The sequence below is a fragment of the Chitinophaga costaii genome (genome assembly GCF_900094705.1).
GTDB classification, from domain to species: domain Bacteria; phylum Bacteroidota; class Bacteroidia; order Chitinophagales; family Chitinophagaceae; genus Chitinophaga; species Chitinophaga costaii.
Map to the genome: position 1 here is coordinate 149,602 of NZ_FMAR01000001.1, position 19,654 is coordinate 169,255.

Below are 19,654 nucleotides of genomic sequence, written 5' to 3' on the forward strand. Positions count from 1 at the left end.
TCGAGTTAGCATTCATAGTTGATAGTTAAAACGTAAATAAGAGGTCGTCCATTTTCTCTTTGCTGGCGTTGGTGCTATCCAGCAGCTCAATGATGTTTTGGTGCGTGCTCTTCATCAGCGCAGCGGCTACTTTTTCAAATGAATGAAATAAGGAAGCAGCATCTTCCCGGGAAAAATAATTGCCGGCATACTCCACCCGAAAAACATAATTTCCTTCACTTCCGCTGGCAATAAAGGAAAGCGGATATTTGGCGGTACCGCTTTCATGCGGGGAATAGGAAAAGATGGCCGGCTGGCTGGCGATTGACGGTTCGTAGTAATTCTGATAAACAAACATTACATCAAACAGCCTGTTGGTAGCATGCTGCTGTGCAGCATACCGGTATTGCTGCAAATCCGATAAATCATAAAGCTGATTACTGAAGGCAAGTACCAGTGTTTTATTGATGGCTTCCAGCTGCTGGCGGAAGGTATGATAACCATTCACCTGGCAGCGCACCGGCAATGTTTTTGAGAACATGCCAACCATATTATCCAGCTCCACCTGCTCCCTGCCGGCGGTTACCAGGCCGGTCACCAGGTCGTCCTGACCGGTGAGCTGGGAAAGGAAAGACACAAAGCAGGTATACAATACTGTAAACTCGCTGTAGCCGGCAAATTTCAACTCCTGTATCACTTCAGCAGGAAAAGCATCCTTTACGGTAAAAAACAGGGAGCCACCGGACATTACTGCCTGATCGAGGTCTTTTTCCACCTTCACCGGCAGCGCCAGGGATGGCGGCTGTCTGGCAAATACATCCTGCCAGTAGCTGCCCTGTTGCTCGTAGATAGCCGTATGGCGGAAGCCTTCTTCCCAAACTGCATAATCTTTGTACTGCAGCTGAAGCGGCGTTAGCACCCTGCCATCCATGAGCAGTAAAAAATCTTTGAACAGCAGGTATTGCGACAAGCCATCACAGGCAATATGGTGCACATCAAACAACAGGAATTGCTTTCCGCTGGGCTTTGTGATCATGGCAGCCCTGCATATCTCGCCGGCAGCCAGATCAAACGGGCGGATAACGCTATCCCTCCAGGTTTCCTCCTCATTTACCCGGATGTGTGCCAGTGAAAAATCCACTTCATTGCGGATCACCTGCCATGGCTTGCCATCGGTGGTTACAAACGAAGTGCGTAATATCTCATGCTTTTCAATCAGTGTTTTAATATGTTGTTCTATTTCTCCGGCATCCACTACACCATTTATCTCATAAAAAACAGGAATATTATATACCGTACTTTCTGGTTCCAGTTCATACTGGATATACATGCGGAGCTGCGCTGCGGATAAGGGATACTTATCTGCAACAGGCGCCTTGCCGATTTTCATCTGTTGCGTCATCACCGCCTTTTCAATATAAGCGGCCTGCTTACCAATCGTAAGCGCCTGGAAAAGATCATTCAGCGGGAAACGCACATTGAACTGCGCGTAAATTCGCGCAATGAGGCGCATCAGGGTAAGGGAGCTGCCGCCCGTTTTATTAAAATCATCATCGGTAGAAATGTCTGTTTTACCCAGCAACTCCTGCCACACTGTTAACAGCGCTGCTTCCATACCGTTTTTTGGTGCAATGATTTGTTTATGCTGCCTGTTCTGATACTGCCTGATCATTTCCTGCTGGTCCGTTTTCCTGTTTGGCAAAACAGGAAAAACGTCGAGAAAAACTATCTCCGTAGGTTTCATATACTCCGGCAACGACAGATCCAGTAGGGATTTGAGCTGCACTTCCAGTTTGGATGCAGCAGCAGACCCATAGGTATTGGTAAGAAAAGCCACCAGTTTTCCATCAACAGGCAGCACCAGTACCTGTTGCACAGATGGGGCGCTCAGCAATACATTTTCAATTTCTTCCGGTTCTATGCGGATCCCATTAATTTTCACCTGACGATCGTCCCGGCCTAATAACTCATAGTTACCATCCGGCAACTGCCTTGCTTTGTCGCCGGTACGGAAAGCCTGTTCTCCGCTCTCCAGCGTTATAAATTTCTCCTCATTTTTCGCAGGGTCATTGAAGTATCCTTTGCTCATGTACCCGGAAACAATGTACAGGTCGCCCGTAACAAAGGGTTTAACAGGTTTACCATCATCATCAGTGATCAAAAATGCAGTATCGGCAATGGGTACGCCTACGGGTATACGCGGACGGTTTACATCTTCCGGTTGAATATAGTAATATGATCTGATTAAGGTTGTTTCCGTACAACCATACAGGTTAACCAGCTGCACCTGATCCTTTTGCAAGGCATACCAGGGCTTCAGTTCAGCAGGCACAATCCGTTCGCCGGAAAGCAGTACATACCTGAGATCAGGATAATAAGCCGGCGTTGCCGCCCCCGCTTTTATGATTTTGAAAACGGATGGCACACAATGTACCAGTGTAATGCGGGCAGCCTTTAACCATGGCGCCATTATTTCCCGGCTGAAGAAACCCGGGTCGGGCGGTGGTATACAGAGTACGCCACCTGCAAACAACGGCACAAAAACATCGCGCAGAAATGCATCGAAGTAAGGGCTGATCAACTGGCTCACTCTACAGGATGCGTTTAGCTGCAACTCCTGTATTTCCCACCGAATAAAATGCGCGAGGCTTTCATTTTTCCCTGTAATACCTTTTGGTATACCGGTAGACCCTGAAGTAAAATAAATGTATAAGGCATCGTCCCGGTGATATTCCGGGTAAACCGGCATTACGTCCTTATATTCTTCCAGCAAGGCTTTGAGCCGTAATTGCGGTATATCTCCGGGCAACGGCATATCATTTTCAGCAGTTAGGATGCAGGCCATCGGCAGGTTGGCCGTCATGGATCTGAGCCGCTGCACAGGCAGGGAAGCATCCAGCGGCACAAAAACAGCACCGGCATTGGCTACGCCTATCATCGCAATAATGATATCAACGGACTCCCGGAGAAAAAGCCCCACATACGAGCCGGGGCCAACACCATTGCTGATCAGTGCTGCACTTACGGCCTGCGCCCGTTGCTGCAGGCTGGCGTAGGTAATGCTGTCGGCGCCGTTTTCAATAGCAGTATGTTCCCCGCCCTTTACCAAACTTTCGTTAAGCAGATGCTGAAATATCATGGATTATTGTTTTTGCAGATGGAGAGATATGGTATTATTCGAAAAAAGTATCGAGCAACATACCAAATGTGATAACGGTAATCAGCAGGTCAGTTTCGTAGGGCGCATTAATCGTAAACCCTTCCTGGCGGTAACGGGCGGCCAGTTCATCAATGGTAGCCGGGTTAAAATACCCTTGTCTTTTAATCCGGTCAAAAGACAGCAGTTCATTGATGTATTCATTATTTTGCTGTAACAGGTACGGGCTGCCCGGTGCAATGAAGTGAAATTTTTCCCGTTCCATAATCTGCTGCGGCAATACAGGCTCACCCATTTTACGCAGGATATATTTTTCTGTAAACCCATTCAACTTTAATTCAGAAGGGATAGCGGCAGAAAACTCCACCAGGTTTTTATCGAGGAAGGGATAGCGTACTTCCACCGAATTGGCCATGGCCATCCTGTCGCCATGATCGGATACCAGATGGTCTACCAGTCTTATTTTATAGTCGATATACGCACGGGTATTCAGTATATCCCGTCCCTTAACCCTATCCTGGTTAATAAGCGGGTAATTGAGGCAATTCACGGTATCAAAAGTGTCATTCACCGCTGCGGAATAAAGCGATCTTTTTATGCCTTCATACTCCAGGTAATTTCTTTCATAAAAGAAATCAGGATTGCCCCACAGGCGGTTTCGCAGCTCCATTTCTGCCGCCGATGCAGGCGTGGTGGTACCACTCAGCATTTTCATTTTATCGAACCGGTATCCTACATAGCCGGCAAAAAACTCATCTGCGCCTTCGCCGGATAATATTACCTTTTGCTGAAGACGGCGCACTGTTTCCGACAGCGCCATAGACGCGGTGTTATATGTCTCCTTAATCGGGCATTCACTATAATACACTGATGTTTTCAGGCGGTCGGTGATTTCATGATAGGGAAACAATTTCTGGTGCAGCGTTACGCCAGATGCTTTGGCAATCAGTTGCTGATATACCGATTCGGAATGGATCGAATCTGTAAAGTCGATAGAAAATCCCAGCCGCCCGGCATCAGGCATCAGCTGTTTTACCTTCATGGCTATGATAGACGAGTCGAGCCCGCCACTCACATACAGCCCCGAAGGCACATCTGCACGCAAGCGCAAACGAACCGATTCGTTAAACAGTTCCCCAAGCTTTGAGGTGTAGTATGCTTCATCGGCATCAGGAATCATGCTTTCTTCCGGGTATATAAGATCCCAGTATTCCACATCTTTTATTTCACCCCGCTCATTAACGAGGAGGTAATGACCATTTTCAAGACTGCGGATATCGCGGAACATAGTGCGGGGGCTGATAAGCCCGGCAAATGTTAATACCTGGTCCAGCCCGGTGAGGTCTGTTGCAGCGCTCACATGAGGATGCTCCAGGATAGCCTTTATTTCCGACGCAAAAATAAAAGTATCCTTTGCGAAAGTATAATAGAACGGTATAATGCCCAGCTGATCCCTGGCGCAAAACAAGCGTTGCTGCCGTTTGTCGTACAGCGCAAACGCAAACTGCCCGTTCAGTTGATTCAGGAAAGCAGGCCCGTGTTCTTCATACAAATGCAGGAGTACTTCCACATCGGTGGCTGTTTTGAAAGTATGCCCTTTCAGGAGCAGGCTTTCTTTCAGCTCTATATAATTAAAGATCTCCCCATTGCATATCAGTACCAGCGAGCCATCTTCATTGGTGAGTGGCTGCATACCATCCTGCAGGCCGATGATACTGAGACGTGTAAATCCCAGTGCCACATTACCGAATTGCAGGGTATCCTGTGCATCCGGGCCCCGGTGTATAAGCCGCTGGTGCATGCTGCCGATAACGCGATGGTCATGGTCCCTGTCGAAAGCGCCATAGTTAACAAATCCGCATATTCCACACATAGGTAGTTTTTTACTGATGAATGACTGTTATAAACGATCAGGCGTTTTGTGTTGTGTAATGGTAAAAGAGTTCTTTTTCTCCGAAAAGACGCTCTGCAACTATATTGCGGCGTGTACATTCATTTACCAGCATATCTGATTGTACAATAGGGTGAGACGTAGCGGTGTATTTCAGGCTGCTGATAAATTCCAGCCAGGGCTCCTGCCCCATGGCATATACGTATGCCTCTTTCGGACGGAAGATATCCACGAGGTGCATGCCTTTCTGAAAGTCGCTTCCTGACAGCCGCCTGGACTGATCAGACTCACGGGATATTTTCCGCGTAAGCAGCGGCCCGTACAACCACGACAGTGGCGCCCCGTCGCATTCCATCCCGAGAAAAACAACATCCACATCGCCCAGGATGGCATGTACATGCTCATATATCCTGGCTTCCATTACCCTGGAATCGGCCACAAAAAGGAACTTAAAATTATTGACGGCTACATGAAAACAAATCTTACACCGGATATCCAGATCGCTGTGTTCACCGGTAAATGGCAGCCCGGTAATGGTTACATTCCGGAACTTTATTTGTTCCATTTCTTCGATTTCATACACATTTTCAAAACCCAGGTATTCAAACATCATTTTCAGGTTAGGGTCTTGTAACGCCCCGCCGGAAGTAGCCGGCACAATAATATTCCTGATCCGGTGACGAAGTGGCAACAGCGTTTCAAACAAAATATGATCCTGGTGATTGTGCGTAATCAATACATAATCGATCACCTCCGGAATATCTACGTCAGAAAAATGCGATACGCTGGATTCATAGCCGTAATAGCTGATTACAGGATCGGTAAGAATACTCACCTCTCCCGTTTCCACGAGGATACAGGCATGTCCGAAATACCGCATCCTGGCTTTATCTCCTTCATATTTGCGGTAGGCAGGGTAAGGTTCGGATGTAAAAAAGCTGTCGAACAAAGGCCGGTCTGCATCGGCAACGCCTAGTACGGCCGCTATTTCCTCCACCGACCCGCCCTCTCTTTTCATGCGGCTAAGCTGATCGATACCCGGATGATCAAAGGCTACGGGCAAATGCAATACGCCTGGTTCGTTGAGCCGGGGCGTACTTAGGCAAAACGGGCGCTCATCGTTGTTCGTAAGCCACAGCGCCAGGCTTTGCGATGATTTATTATAAAAGGGGCTTTCGTAAAGCAACGATTCAAAAAAGCGGAACGACGGGTTATCGTTGAGATCGTAGATCAGTTCCACATATCCTTTGAGTATATCCGGCACTTTTTCATAAAGTGATTCCAACGAATAACCTTTTGCATTTTGCCGTAACATATCGTCCAGTTCGGCCACTGCAGCGGAAAATTTTATGGCGTTTTCCCGGGTTTCGGTTGTTCGCGTTTTAAGTGCAGTAATATCTGCCGTTCTGTCTTCCGCAAAATCCATAAAAGGACCGCCCAGCATCTTAGGGTTTTTCACGGCTGCTTCGTGCATTTTGGGCGACTGAATATAAGAATCCATAATCTTCAGGTGCCTGCCTGTTACATTCATGGCGCTGGTGGCCGGTGAAATCAGGTGTGGCCACGCATACCATCTGTCGAACAGCGGTTCAAATACTACGTTGGGTTTTAAATATTTCTTCTGCATGGATATATGTTTTTTCGGGAGATGAAAGGATTTAAATCCGGATAGCTGCGATGTCTGAAACATTGTTCAATAAAGCATCCAGGATGCTTTGGTAATACTGCAGGAACGCAGCAATTACGCCTTCGTCATACATGGCTTTGCTGTAAATAAATTCGATAACGAAACCGTTTGCCTGTTCCAGTACCTGCAGCTTAAATCCGTATTGGGTGGTACGCGCCCGCTGAAGTGTGCCGGGTTGCAGCATCCGGTTGTTGATGGTAAGCGCGCTGCTACGGTCGTAGTAGTTAACAAAAGAAAAATGCACCGGTGTGAACGCGCTATGCGTAATGCCAAATTGTTGGCGAACATCCGCTACAATTTCGTCGAACTGTACTTCCTGGTTATCGAATGCAGCAAGTACCTGTTCTTTTACGTTTGATAAAAATACCGCGATATCCTCATCCGGGTTTATATCCTGGCGTAACGGAAGAATATTTACAAAGGTGCCTACCACGTTATGCAGTGCGTGATCTGTTCTGCCGATGGCATCTGTGGCAATGATGATGGTATCACTGCCAGAAATTTTATGCAGCAGGATGTAATAGGCTGCCAGTAACGTCATAAAGTCTGACAGTCCATAACGGGCGCCAAATGCTTTCACCTGGTGATATACATCATCTTCCAGCAGCAGCGGTAATACACCGGCAACAGTAATATCGGCATCTTCCGCAACCGCATTTACCGGGAGTTCGGGCGGCGTAAAGTATTTCCCCATTGTTTGTTTCCAGAAAGCCCGTTGTTGCCGGAGGGATACCTGTTCGCTCCGTTGCCAGCCGGCGTAATCAACATACCTTACAGGCGATGGTGCAGGTGTTTCCCCCGAAGCTATCCGGTTAAAATCATTGATGAGCACATTAAATGAAATGCCGTCGCAGATAATGTGGTGAAGATCTATCAGCAGGTATGCGCCACCCGATTGGAGCTGTAGCCAGCCAAATCTTACCGGAGGGGCTATGGTAATGTTGAAGGAGCGGACAAACTGTGAAAATACGATGGCGGCTTCTTCTTCATCGGCAGCAGTTAATTTTTCTATAGTGATGGAGGTATCTTCCAGGATTTCCTGCATAACGCCGGCAGGCGTAAGCGTGAAAACGGTGCGCAGGGCCGGATGATGCGCTGCCAGCGCCCGGAGCACGCTTTCGAGGTTAGCCATATCGGTGGTATCAGCGCGGTAAGCGCCGGAAATATTATACAGCAGGCTGTGGGCATGACGGGTATAATCAAAGAATATACGTTCCTGTGCATACGATACGGGGTATTGAAGCTGGAAAGGCAGCCGTGGTATGTCTGTTTCCCTTGTTACCGGCTGTGCATCCATCGCGGCAGCCATAGCAGATAAGGTAGGAGTTGTGAAAACCGTGCGGATATCTGTCTTCTTTCCAAATACTTCATTTATTTTATTCACCAGGTAAAATGCTTTGATTGAATTACCTCCCAGCTGGAAAAAGCTATCGCGCGGGGCGGGCAACCTGTCGCCCAGTTTCAATATAGCCGACCATATCGCTGCCAGCTTCTCTTCTGTACTGTTCAAAAAGGCCGTTTCCTGCGCAGCTGAAATATAGCGCACCGGTTCCGGCAGGGCTTTCCGGTCGGTTTTTCCATTGGGGGTAAGTGGCAGGTGACTGATCTGGTTAAATATTTCCGGAATCATGTAATCCGGCAGTAAGGTGGCGAGGTGTTGGCGAATGACATCGTTGGCCACAGGCGCCGTAGCTACAAAGTAGGCCACCAGGCATTGTTCGTTCATTACTTCCGCCACTACCACTACTGCTTCTTTTATCAGGGGGAATGATAACAATTGTGTTTCTATTTCGCCGGGTTCAATACGGTAACCGCGCAGTTTCACCTGGTGGTCGGAACGGCCATTCAGGGCAATGTTGCCGGAAGGCGTCCAGTAGCCGGTATCGCCGGTTTTATACATTGTTTCATATCCGGGTGCGGCAAATGGATTTGGAACAAATTTTTCGGCAGTAAGTGCCGGCAGGTGGTAATAGCCTTGTGCAACACCCGCCCCGGAGATATACAAATCTCCCGCTGCTCCCGGTGGCAGCAGGCTTTGATTTTCGTCCAGTATATAAAAGCGGGTGTTGGCTATGGGTTTACCTATAGTGATTACGTCGTGCTGCATTAATGCCACAGCAGACGAGAAGATGGTGGTTTCTGTAGGGCCGTAAAGATTCCAGACGGGGCGGCCATTGCTGAGTGCGGCCAGGCGGGCATGCAGCAACACGCTCAGCGGTTCACCTGCCGTAAGCAGGAGTGTGCCGGCAGGGTTGCGCCAGCCGGTATCCAACAACATCTGCCAGCGTGAAGGGGTGGTGAGCAGGTGCGTAGGGCCGGTGGCTGCCATCCTTTCAGCAAGCAGCCGCGGATCGGCTGCTACAGCGGCAGATGCAATATCTACCTGCCCGCCTGCAAATAGTGGCATAAAATATTCAAAAACGGAAATATCAAAACAATAGGTTGTTACGCTTAATACCTTTACCGTTTGGTTTGTATGCAGCAATGCGATGGTGGCAGCAATAAGGTTATGCAGCGCCCTATGCGTTATCATTACGCCTTTCGGGTGGCCGGTGGTGCCGGAGGTATACAGCACATAAGCCAGCATATCTGCAGTTGGTACTTCAGGCAACGGAGCGTGGCTTTCTTCCTGAATAGCCGCCCATGCAGATTCCAGGATTATTACATGGCAACTTTCCGGCGGATGTAGGTTTACCGGTTTATCTGTAATGAGTACACGGGGTTGTAAATCATCCAGTATCCGTTGCGATCTTTCCGCCGGATGATCCGGATCAATGGGTGCATAGGCACATCCTGCTTTCAGGATGCCCAGTAACACGATCAGCATACTACGGGAACGTTCCAGGCATACTGGTACGATGGTACCGGCGCCGGCATAACGGCGCAGATAATGGGCCAGCTGATTGCTGTGTGCATCGAGCATGGCGTAACTGACAGATTCGGATGTATAAGTTATAGCGGTGGCTTCCGGTGTTGCAAGTACCTGCGCTGCTATCAGCGATAAAATAGTATGGCCTGAAAATACAGCCGCTGTATCATTAAAGTGATGAAGCAGGGTTTGTTTGGTTGCCGGCGCCAGCAAGGTAGCTGCATTGGCAGGTAAGCCGGGTAACCAGGCAATATGTTCTAATGCCCGCAGGTAATGCGCGGCCACATTAGCGGCCGTGGTGGCTGATATAAAACCGGTATCGTACACCAGGGAAAACTGCAATTTGCCACCGGTACGGTTTACATGCATACTACACTTCGCATTAATCCGGATCTGCCCTTGCAGTTCCGCATCGCCAGGCATGCCTGCATCCGTTAATTTATCATACACATGGAAATCAATGTAATTAAAAAGCAGATCCGTAATGGGGTTACCATCCTGCCCGGATGCGCCCACGGCTTCTACTATACGCATAAAGGAAACCCCTTCGTATGGACGCTGTTCATTGAGTTGTGTGTGCACCAGGCGGCAGTACTGTTCCCAGTTCTGATCCGGTGGGATCACCGATCTTACCGGCACCGTATTCAGAAAGCAGCCCAGCATTTTATCGCCGTCTTCCACCGGCGGGCGGTTGTTGACCACCAAACCAACGGTAAGATCGCTTTCAAAACTAAACAGCTTCAATGTTACCAGGTAAGCCGCCAGGAAAAGATCTCTCAATCCCATCTGCCACCCGGATGCCTGTGTTTCCAACGCGCTTAACAGTTCGCCCGTCAGCTGTTGTTCCTCTATATTAACCGTGCTGGTAAGTTCTTTGGGCCCGCCAAAGCGATAACGTTTATATCCCTTCAACTGCCGCACCCAATAGGCAACAAGGGCTTCATTTGCGGCATCTGCCATCCGGGCAGTAACAAATATTTTATAATTATTTTTTAGAGATGGAAGATGATAATCTTCTCCTTTATAGAGCCTTTCGAGCACCTGGTGAAGCGCCGTATTCAGCGAAGCATCGCTCCATCCGTCTATAATCGCATGGTGACAACTAAAACAGATACAATAACGTGCCACCCCCCGTTTAAAAACAGCGAACCGGAAAAGCCCCGGTGTGGCATGCGGGAACGGCAGCAGTTTATCTTCCGTTAAATAGCGGTGGATATAGGCCTGTTGTGCAGCCTCGTTTTTATCGCAGAGATCATAATGCGCAATAACCGGATCAGCCGTTTTATACACCACCTGCAGCAGCCCCTCTTCATCCTGTACAAATGCGGTACGTAAGATTTCATGCCTTGTTACCAGCATTGCGACTGCCTTATCAAAAAATGAGATCCTGGCTTCTTCATAGTGTACCGTGTGTACGGTTTGGTTATGATAAGCACCCGGCGATTGCCAGGCATGGAATATCATTCCTTTCTGGATATCTGCCGCCGGATAAACGTCGCTCACCAGGGAGGCCAGCTCCGGGTGGCGAAGCAGGAAGGCCGCTGCAATGGTTTCCAGCTGTGCTGCTACTTCCTTGTTATGATGGATGGTATGCGTACCCGCCAATACCGACCGGGTGTAGGCAGCCAATGTTTTGTGTTTAAAAATAGCTGCTACCTGTGTTACAAGATCAAATTCGGCCGCCACTTTATTCGACAGCTGTATCGCTTTAATAGAATCGCCGCCGAGGCTGAAAAAGTTGCTTTCCGGAGTTACCTGCCGGCGTTTTAATACGGATGACCACACTTTAATCATGCGCATCTCTGCATGATCTGCCACTACTATATCAGCAGTTGAAACATCGTTGTTATTACCCGTGGCAATATCTCCGTTATTATCTGCATGAATAGGCGGTAAAGCCTTACGGTTTACTTTACCGGAAGTATTTAAAGGAAAGCGATCCATTTGCTGGTAGGCGGCTGGCACCATATAAGAAGGCAACAAACGGCCCATATGTTCCCGTAATAAAACCGGTGGCAACGCTTTTTCCGACAGGTAATAAGCAGCCAGGAAATCGTGCGGCGCCTGACCGCAATACACCACCGTGGCAGCGTGTATACCGGGATATTCCAGCAAGGCCGCTTCCACATCTCCCAGTTCTATCCTGTAGCCACGTAACTTTACCTGGTTGTCGGTTCGCCCGCTCAGTAATATAGCGCCGTTGGGCAACCAGCGGCCGGCATCACCGGTTTTATACATGCGCTCGTGTCCCGGAACAGCATAAGGATTGTTCAAAAACTTTTCGGCGGTAAGCGCAGGCTGGTTATAATACCCGTGCGCAACGCCATCTCCGGAAATATATACCTCTCCGGATGCACCTACCGGCATCAGGTGCAGATTTTCATCCAGGATATAAAAACGGGTGTTGGCAACGGGCCTGCCGATGGTTACTTCCTGGTGCGCCTGCAAAGCTACTGCCGATGAAAAGATGGTAGTTTCCGTAGGTCCGTAGAGGTTCCACACCGGCTTTCCGTTGCTGATGGCAGCCAGTTGCGCATGCAGCTGCGCCGTGAGCGGTTCGCCCGCAGTGAGAATCAGCGTGCCTCCCGGATTATCCCATCCTGTTGCCAGCAACAATTGCCAGCGCGACGGCGTAGTGAGCAAATGCGTAGAACCGGTAGCCGTAAGCCTTTCGGCCAGCAGCCGCGGATCGGCTGCTACAGCGGCAGAGGCGATATCTACCTGTGCACCCGCACATAGTGGCATAAAATATTCAAATGCAGAAATATCGAAGCAGTAAGTAGTTACGCTCAGCATCCTTATCTCCCGGGATGCATCCAACAGCGAAATAGTGGATGCAATGAGATTATGAAGTCCACGGTGGGTAACTACTACCCCTTTGGGCGAGCCGGTAGTACCGGAAGTATACAGTACATATGCAGGCATTTCCGCATTCAGTTCCACCATTAAAGGTTCAGTACTTTCTATCCCGATAGCCGGCCACACTTCGGTAAGTGTAATCAAACGGCAATCATCGGCTGTGTGCAATGCAGAAGGCTTATCGGTGATGAATACACGTGCCTGCAGTTCATCCAGGATACGCTGCGATCTTTCTGCCGGATAGCCCGGATCAATTGGCGCATAAGCGCATCCAGCCTTCAGGATGCCCAATAACACTACCAGCATTTCCGCGGAACGCTCCAGGCATACCGGTACAATGACGCCAGGCTTTACATAACGGCCCAGGTAATGCGCAAACTGGTTGCTGCGCGCATCCAGTGCTGCATAACTGAGCACCTGGGATTCATACTTAACGGCAGCAGCGCCAGGCACTGCACGCACCTGCTCCGCAAATAACGCCAGTATGGTGGTTGTTTTATAAGATATACCCGTGTTATTAAAATCATGCAGCAACAGCTGGCTGGTGGCGGCCGGCAATAATGAAGTAGTATCGGTTGCCGTACCAGCCATGGCCTGCAACATCTGTAGCAGGTAGGCGCCGAAATCGGCTGCCAGCTGCGTATCAATGAAGGTATCGTTGTAGCTCAGCGTTACCTGATCTGCTTTCGCATGTAAATAAAACAGCGCCCCGTTTGGCGTGTTATCTTCATCATCAAACCAAAGGTCCGTTATGGATGGTGCAGCTGTAGCCTCCCACCATGCCGCATTTTCCAATGCGGTACGCCGGGCAGCCTGCACCTGCTTTACCCATGTATTCCAACCGGTAAAAGGCGGCAAGGCCATGCGAACCGGCAGATATTTTTCAGCAGCGAGCGCAATCGTAATATCGTTGTCATAACTAAACAGTTTTACTGCGGCAAAACAGGCAGCCAGAAACAGGTCGTGCGGCATCACCTGCCATTCCGCTGCTTTGAGCGCTAAACCCGCCTGTAAGGATGCAGGCAAAGGCCATTGCTGTACACAGCTGTTACCCGGACCAGTAGCCGTAATAAACCGGAATTTCTTATTGCCTTCGCGCAATTGCTGCCAATGCGTAATACCAGCTGTAATAACGGCCAGTCCGGATACCTCCGTAATGGCTTCACCGGCCATTGCCTCCAGCAATTCCATCAGCTGCGCTGCCACCAGGTTTACCGTAGCTGTGGGCAACAATTCATCGTTATACGCAAAACTGAGATCCAGCTGATCACGCGAAACTTTTACGGAAACCGTAAGAGAATAATTTGTTTGTTCCGCCGTAGCCATATTGCTCACCAACAGGGATTGCTGCAGCTCCTGCATAGCGCCTGCCGGGTAGTTTTCAAATACCAGCAATGTATCAAACATCACAGGCCCTATGCGGGTAAGGGTTTGCAGCGTGGCAAGGGAAACATGACCCGCTTCCCGGCAGCGTACATGATGTTCCTGCAATTGCCGCAACCAGTCGGCCACCGGTATTTTTTCATTAACTGCTGCATACACAGGGATTGTATTTACATAGAGCCCTACCCTGCTTTCCGCGTTTGCCACACGCACAGAACGCCCTGATACCGTAGTGCCGAACACCACATTCTTTTGCCCGTTGTAACGCGATAATAAATATGCCCAGGCGCCCTGCATCAGGGTATTAACGGTGAGATGGTGTTTGCGGGCATATACCTGCAAAACTGCCCCACGCTCAGGCGTAATATGAAAATGCGCAGTGGTATTACCGAATACGGTATTACTTGCTGCCGATGAAGTAATGAAGGGCAGCAATGTTGGCTGCTGCAAACCACACAGCCATTCCGACCACTGCATCATTACCTGCACATCCGGCATGTGCTGCAGGCTGGTAATCAGTTCGCGGTATTCATCCTGTGGGGTAACAACAGAACCGGTGGTTGCATGATACAATGCCAGCAACTCCTGCAGTAATACCATCAACGACCATCCATCTAAAATAAGATGATGATTTGTCCACACCATTTTCACGCCTCCGCCCGGCATATACATGAGCGTAATGCGGAATAACGGCGGCTCATCCAGGTTAAAAGGCATTTGCCTGTCATTCGTTAGAAATACGTCCAATGCCGCTGCCATCAAGGATTCCTGCATGTAGCGATAGTCGAGTACGGTAACCGGCAGGGATACATTTTCCATTACATATTGAACGGGGCGGTCGAAGGTATCTGTTACAAAACCTGTTCTGAGCACCGTATGTTTTTGTATGATAACTGCCCAGGCAGTCTGCAATTTTTCAATGTCAATGCCATTTGTAAAATCACAACTAAACTGAACAATATAAGCGCCGGGTGTATGCTGGTAAATACTGTGAAATATAATCCCTTCCTGTAAAGGGCTAAGCGGGTAAATATCCTGCAGTCCCGGACGCTGCGCAATAAACTGTTGCAATGGCTGCCAGCCTGCAATATGGCTTAAACCATAGTCTGCCGGCGTTTTTATACGCGCCTGTTTTACCGCACAGCTACGGATAATTTCCTTTAACCTTTCCTGGAAAACATCGGCTATATGTTCGATGGTTGCTTTTGTATAAGCCGCGGTACTGTAGCGGATATCCGTATGCAGCTGCCGGTTGCTGATATAACAGCTGAATTCCAGTTTGCTGTCCAGGATATTGCCGGCGGCTATATTCGCCGGCTGAAAACTGCTGTTATAGGCGATTCCACCAGAGGCGGCAAAAAGATTATCGAGGTTACCGAGATAGTTAAAGATAATATCGCAGATATCAGCATCCAGCGTTCTGCGCAGGTGTTCAGGCCCCAGGTACCGCAGCATGCCATACCCCAGCCCTTTATGCGGAGTGGCCCGCAACTGCTCCTTAATGGCAGCTACCTGCGTAAGAAGTGTTTCGCCCGGTGGCAGTGAAAGCAATACCGGGTAAAGACTGGTAAACCAACCGGCTGTTCTGCTCAGGTCTGCATTATCTGGCTGCAACCCGCGGCCATGGCCTTCCAGAGCGACGGTGCAATTGGGGCTGCCTGTCCAGTTACAGATGGCGTAAGTGCCAGCGCTCAACAGCAGGTCCTGTACATCTGTTCCTAATACCCGGTTAGCTTCTTTTTGCAGTAACGAGGTGGTGGATACATCCAGCGTACGCGTGGCATAGGTTACGGTTTCAAAAGTGGCCTTTTCCCCGCCGCTTATTTCTAGCGGTAACGGCACATACTGTTCTGAAATATTTTTCCAGTAGGCATGCTCCTGCAGGAACACGGGGCTGTTGGCCCATTTCTTCAGGAGCTCACTCCATTGCCGGAAAGAGGTGCCTTTATCCGGTAAACGCAGCGTACTGCGGGTAGCCGGCTGCGTGATAAAATTGCGCAACTCATCGATGAGCATCCGCCACGAAACACCATCGATGGCCAGGTGATGGATAACAATAAATAAATAATTCTCCGCCGTATCTGCCGGCGTTTTCACAAACAGGCACCGGGCCAGCTTTCCCTCGCTGAGCGAAAGTGCTGCTTGTTGCTGTGCGAAGAGCGTCATACAATATTCGTGAAGGTTGCCAGATACCGGCGCCACCACTGTTTCAAAAACAGGCGCCTGGTTTCCGTACAACTGCCGTATTGTTCCCTCTTCTTCCTTATAACAGAAACGTAGTGCGTCGTGCTGCTCCAGCAACTGCGCCCAGGCAACTTTTAACCTGTCTTCCCGGATGGTTTTCTGTACATTCAGTGTCAACGACTGATTATAGAAATCAGGTTGTGCCAGCTGTTTATTAAAAAACTGTATTTGTATGGGCAGCAGCGCTGCAGGGCCGGTCAGCCGTCCCTGCTCATTCAGCAGCTCATGCTGTTGCCGCATATGATGCTCCTGCTTACTGATTGTCTGGTATTCAAAAATGTCTCTTACAACCAGGTGCAATCCTGCGTCTTTTGCGCGGCTTACCAGTTGAATAGCGATAATAGAATCGCCGCCCAGTTCAAAGAAATTGTCATGAATACCTACCGGAGATACCTGTAACAATGCCTCCCATATGGCTGCGAGTTTTAGCTGAATCTCCGTGAAAGGCGCAATAAAAGCATGCGCTACACCCGCCTGCTGATCCGGCTCCGGCAAAGCAGAACGGTTTATTTTTCCGCTTGCTGACAATGGAAAACTATCGAGTTCAATGATACGCGATGGCTGCATATATTCCGGCAGCAATAACTTCAGCGCCTGTTGCAAATCGTGGCTGCTGAACCCTGGATGGGTGGTTACATAAGCCACCAGCCATTTGCTGCCGGAAGATTGTTCTTTTACCAGCACCTGCGCCTGCCGTACCAGTGGCTGCATTTCCATCACCTTTTCTATTTCCGCTGTTTCTATCCGGTACCCACGGATCTTCACCTGCTGATCACCACGGCCCAGGTACGCAATGTTGCCATCGGGGAGCCACATGGCTTTATCGCCTGTATGGTACACCTGGTAAAGATCATTTCCATTTACCGGGTTAATGGTAAAAGCGGCGGCTGTTTGCGCCGGGCGATCCAGGTAACCTTCCGCTACCTGGATACCGCCAATCAGCAATTCCCCGCTGATACCGGGTGGTTGCAGGCTTCCGCCTTCGTTTACAATATAGAGTTGCACATTACTAACCGGCCGCCCGATGGGAATGCCGGATGCATATTTGTAAGGATCCTCTACTTTCATGGCCGTTACCTCTATGGCAGCTTCCGTTGGACCGTAAAAATTATAGAGCGGCACTGCTGGCAGTACTTCCCTGCAGGCGGCAGCTACTGCCGGCGTTAATTCCTCACCGCTGCAAATCACCGCCTGCAGGCTGTTGCATAATAACGCAGTGGCTTCCTGCAAAAAAACCGATAACATCGATGGTACAAAATGTACCAGTGTTACACCATGATGCGCTATTAATTCCTGCAGGTACAACGGGTCCTGTTGCCCGCCCGGGCGTGGCAATACCAGCCTGGCGCCGGTCATCAGCGGCATAAAGAGTTCCCATATAGATACATCAAAACAGAAGGTGGTCTTCTGTAAATAAACTGCCTGCTCATCCAGCTGCAGGTAAGCCTGCATCCACAACAGGCGGTTATAGATGCCACGATGCAGGTTCATCACGCCTTTGGGCTGGCCGGTGGTACCAGATGTATAAATGATATAAGCCGGTTGCGCTGCATTATACCGCCTCGCGGGAGCGGCTGTAGGATATGCTGCATAAGGCTGTTCGTCCAAAGAAAATACAGTGATATCACCAGGCAGCGCGCCGGCGTATTTCTGCTGCGTAAGTACTACGCGCGCATTTGTATCATTAATAATAAAATGGATGCGGGCCTGCGGATACTGCGGATCTACAGGCACATAGGCCCCACCTGCTTTCAGGATTCCCAATAGCCCGGTCATCATCTCAAAGGAACGATCAAGGCAGATCACAACAGGGGTTCCGGCTCCAATGCCATGCGCCATTAACAGATGCGCCAGCTGGTTGGAGGCTGAATCCAGTTCGCGGTAACTGCATACCGCATCTTCAAACACCAGTGCCGGTGCATCCGGACAACTGGCCACTTGTGCGTTAAAATCATCCACCAGGGTACGATCAGGCGGTGTGGCAACGGCCGTATCGTTGTAGCTCTGCAGCAATATATGTTCGTCCTCCGTTAGCATGTTCAAACGGCTTATTGTTATTTCCGGAGATGATAATGCGGCAGATAACAATGCTTCAAAATGCGCTGCCATCCGCTGTATAGTAGCCTGTACAAACAGGTTGGCGCTATATTCGAAAAGCAGCGTGATGCCGGCCGGATGATCCACAGCGGTAAGCGTAAGATCAAATTTAGCAATCTCATACGCAACAGCATAAGGCGCCAATGTAGCCGCCCCCAGGCGCAGGTCCTGCATCTGAGCGGGCTGATAAGCAAACATCACCTGGAACAACGGATGCAGGTTGGCGGTCCGTTCCCTTTTCAACTGCTTTACCACTTTTGAAAAAGGCACTTCCTGGTGCTCAAAAGCTGTTAATGTGGTTTGCTTCAACTCCTTTAGCAGCGCAGAAAAAGACATAAACGGATCCAACTGGCTACGTATCACCACCGTGTTTACAAAATAACCAATCAGCGCCAGCGTTTCAGGATGCTGCCGGTTAGCTACCGGTGTACCGATAGCAATATCCCGCTGCCCGGCATAGCGATGCAGCAATACATTGAATACCGTTATCAGCAACATGTAGGGTGTAACATTTTGTTGCGCGGCATACAACTTCACGGCGGCCGACAGAGCTGCCGGCAGTTCCCAATGCAGTGTACCACCCTGGGAACCGGGCGTCAGGGGCCTTTTAAAATCAGCAGGCAGGTAAATATCTTCGCTCCCTTTCAGCTGTTGCTCCCAATAGGCAAGCTGCTTGTCAAATAAATGATTTTGTGCCGCGTCATGTTCCCAGCGCGCATAGTCTGCATACTGTACCGGCAGCGGTATCAGCTGCGGCGTTTGCTGCGCCTGCAATGCGGAATACAAGGCAGTCAGCTCCTGCATCAACAGCGGAACAGACCAGCCGTCGGCCGCAATGTGATGGATCACTACTACCAGCACATGCTCCTGTTCCTTTTGCCGGCAGAGCAGCGCCCGCAGCATATAATCATCACACAGTGAAAAAGGCTGATGGATAAAATTCCTGATTACATCGCTATTTCCCTCGTACTGTTTAACCAGTTTCCATGCATCTGCAGTAACAGGCTCCTGATATGGAATACCTTTCTCTGCTTTAAAAACAGTACGCAGCGATTCATGGCGGCGGATAATTTCCATGAGCGCCGTTTCCAGCAGTTGCGGATCTATGTCTCCCTTTATGGTATATGCCAAAGGCAGATGGTAATGCAACGATCCTTCCAGGTTATTGATAAACCACAGGTTTTCCTGTGCAAAGGAAAGCGGGGCGGGATAAGCGGATACGGCTGATGATTTAATAGATGGCGGGGCGCCGGCATCGCCATTACCCGCCAGGGCATGCCGCAAAAACGATCTTATTTCTTCCTTACGGACAATAATCATTTCCATCAACGCCTGGTTTTCGAGCCCACTGCCATTGTTGGAGAGCAATAGTTTTTGCCCGTCCAGCGAAATGGAAATACCTTTCCTGGACGCGTTACTCAACAACGTTACAACGTCTTCTGTATTAAAATCTACCGGTGATGCGGAATTATTGTTCATGCGTTTGGG

Annotated in this window: 4 protein-coding genes; all 4 read right to left on the reverse strand. The window is 49.5% G+C overall.

All coding sequences use genetic code 11. The annotated features are described in order from the left end of the window. Positions 1 to 25 precede the first annotated feature (25 nt). The 4 genes from GA0116948_RS00500 to GA0116948_RS00515 are packed head-to-tail and all read right to left on the reverse strand — an operon-like array spanning position 26 to position 19,645. Positions 26 to 3,118 (reverse strand): non-ribosomal peptide synthetase, encoded by a 3,093-nt coding sequence (locus tag GA0116948_RS00500; protein WP_089707909.1) that lies wholly within the window; start codon positions 3,116 to 3,118, stop codon positions 26 to 28. 34 nt (positions 3,119 to 3,152) lie between these two features. After that, positions 3,153 to 5,009, reverse strand: coding sequence for an asparagine synthase (glutamine-hydrolyzing) (gene asnB, locus GA0116948_RS00505; RefSeq protein WP_089707910.1), 1,857 nt, complete (start codon positions 5,007 to 5,009; stop codon positions 3,153 to 3,155). Positions 5,010 to 5,046: 37 nt separating this feature from the next. Then, positions 5,047 to 6,654 carry an MBL fold metallo-hydrolase gene (locus GA0116948_RS00510; protein WP_089708882.1) on the reverse strand — a complete coding sequence of 536 codons (1,608 nt, stop codon included), beginning with the start codon at positions 6,652 to 6,654 and terminating at the stop codon, positions 5,047 to 5,049. 31 nt (positions 6,655 to 6,685) lie between these two features. Continuing rightward, the gene (locus tag GA0116948_RS00515; protein ID WP_089707913.1) at positions 6,686 to 19,645 is read right to left on the reverse strand and encodes a non-ribosomal peptide synthetase; all 12,960 of its coding nucleotides are present in this window, start codon (positions 19,643 to 19,645) and stop codon (positions 6,686 to 6,688) included. Between the last annotated feature and the right edge of the window lie 9 nt (positions 19,646 to 19,654).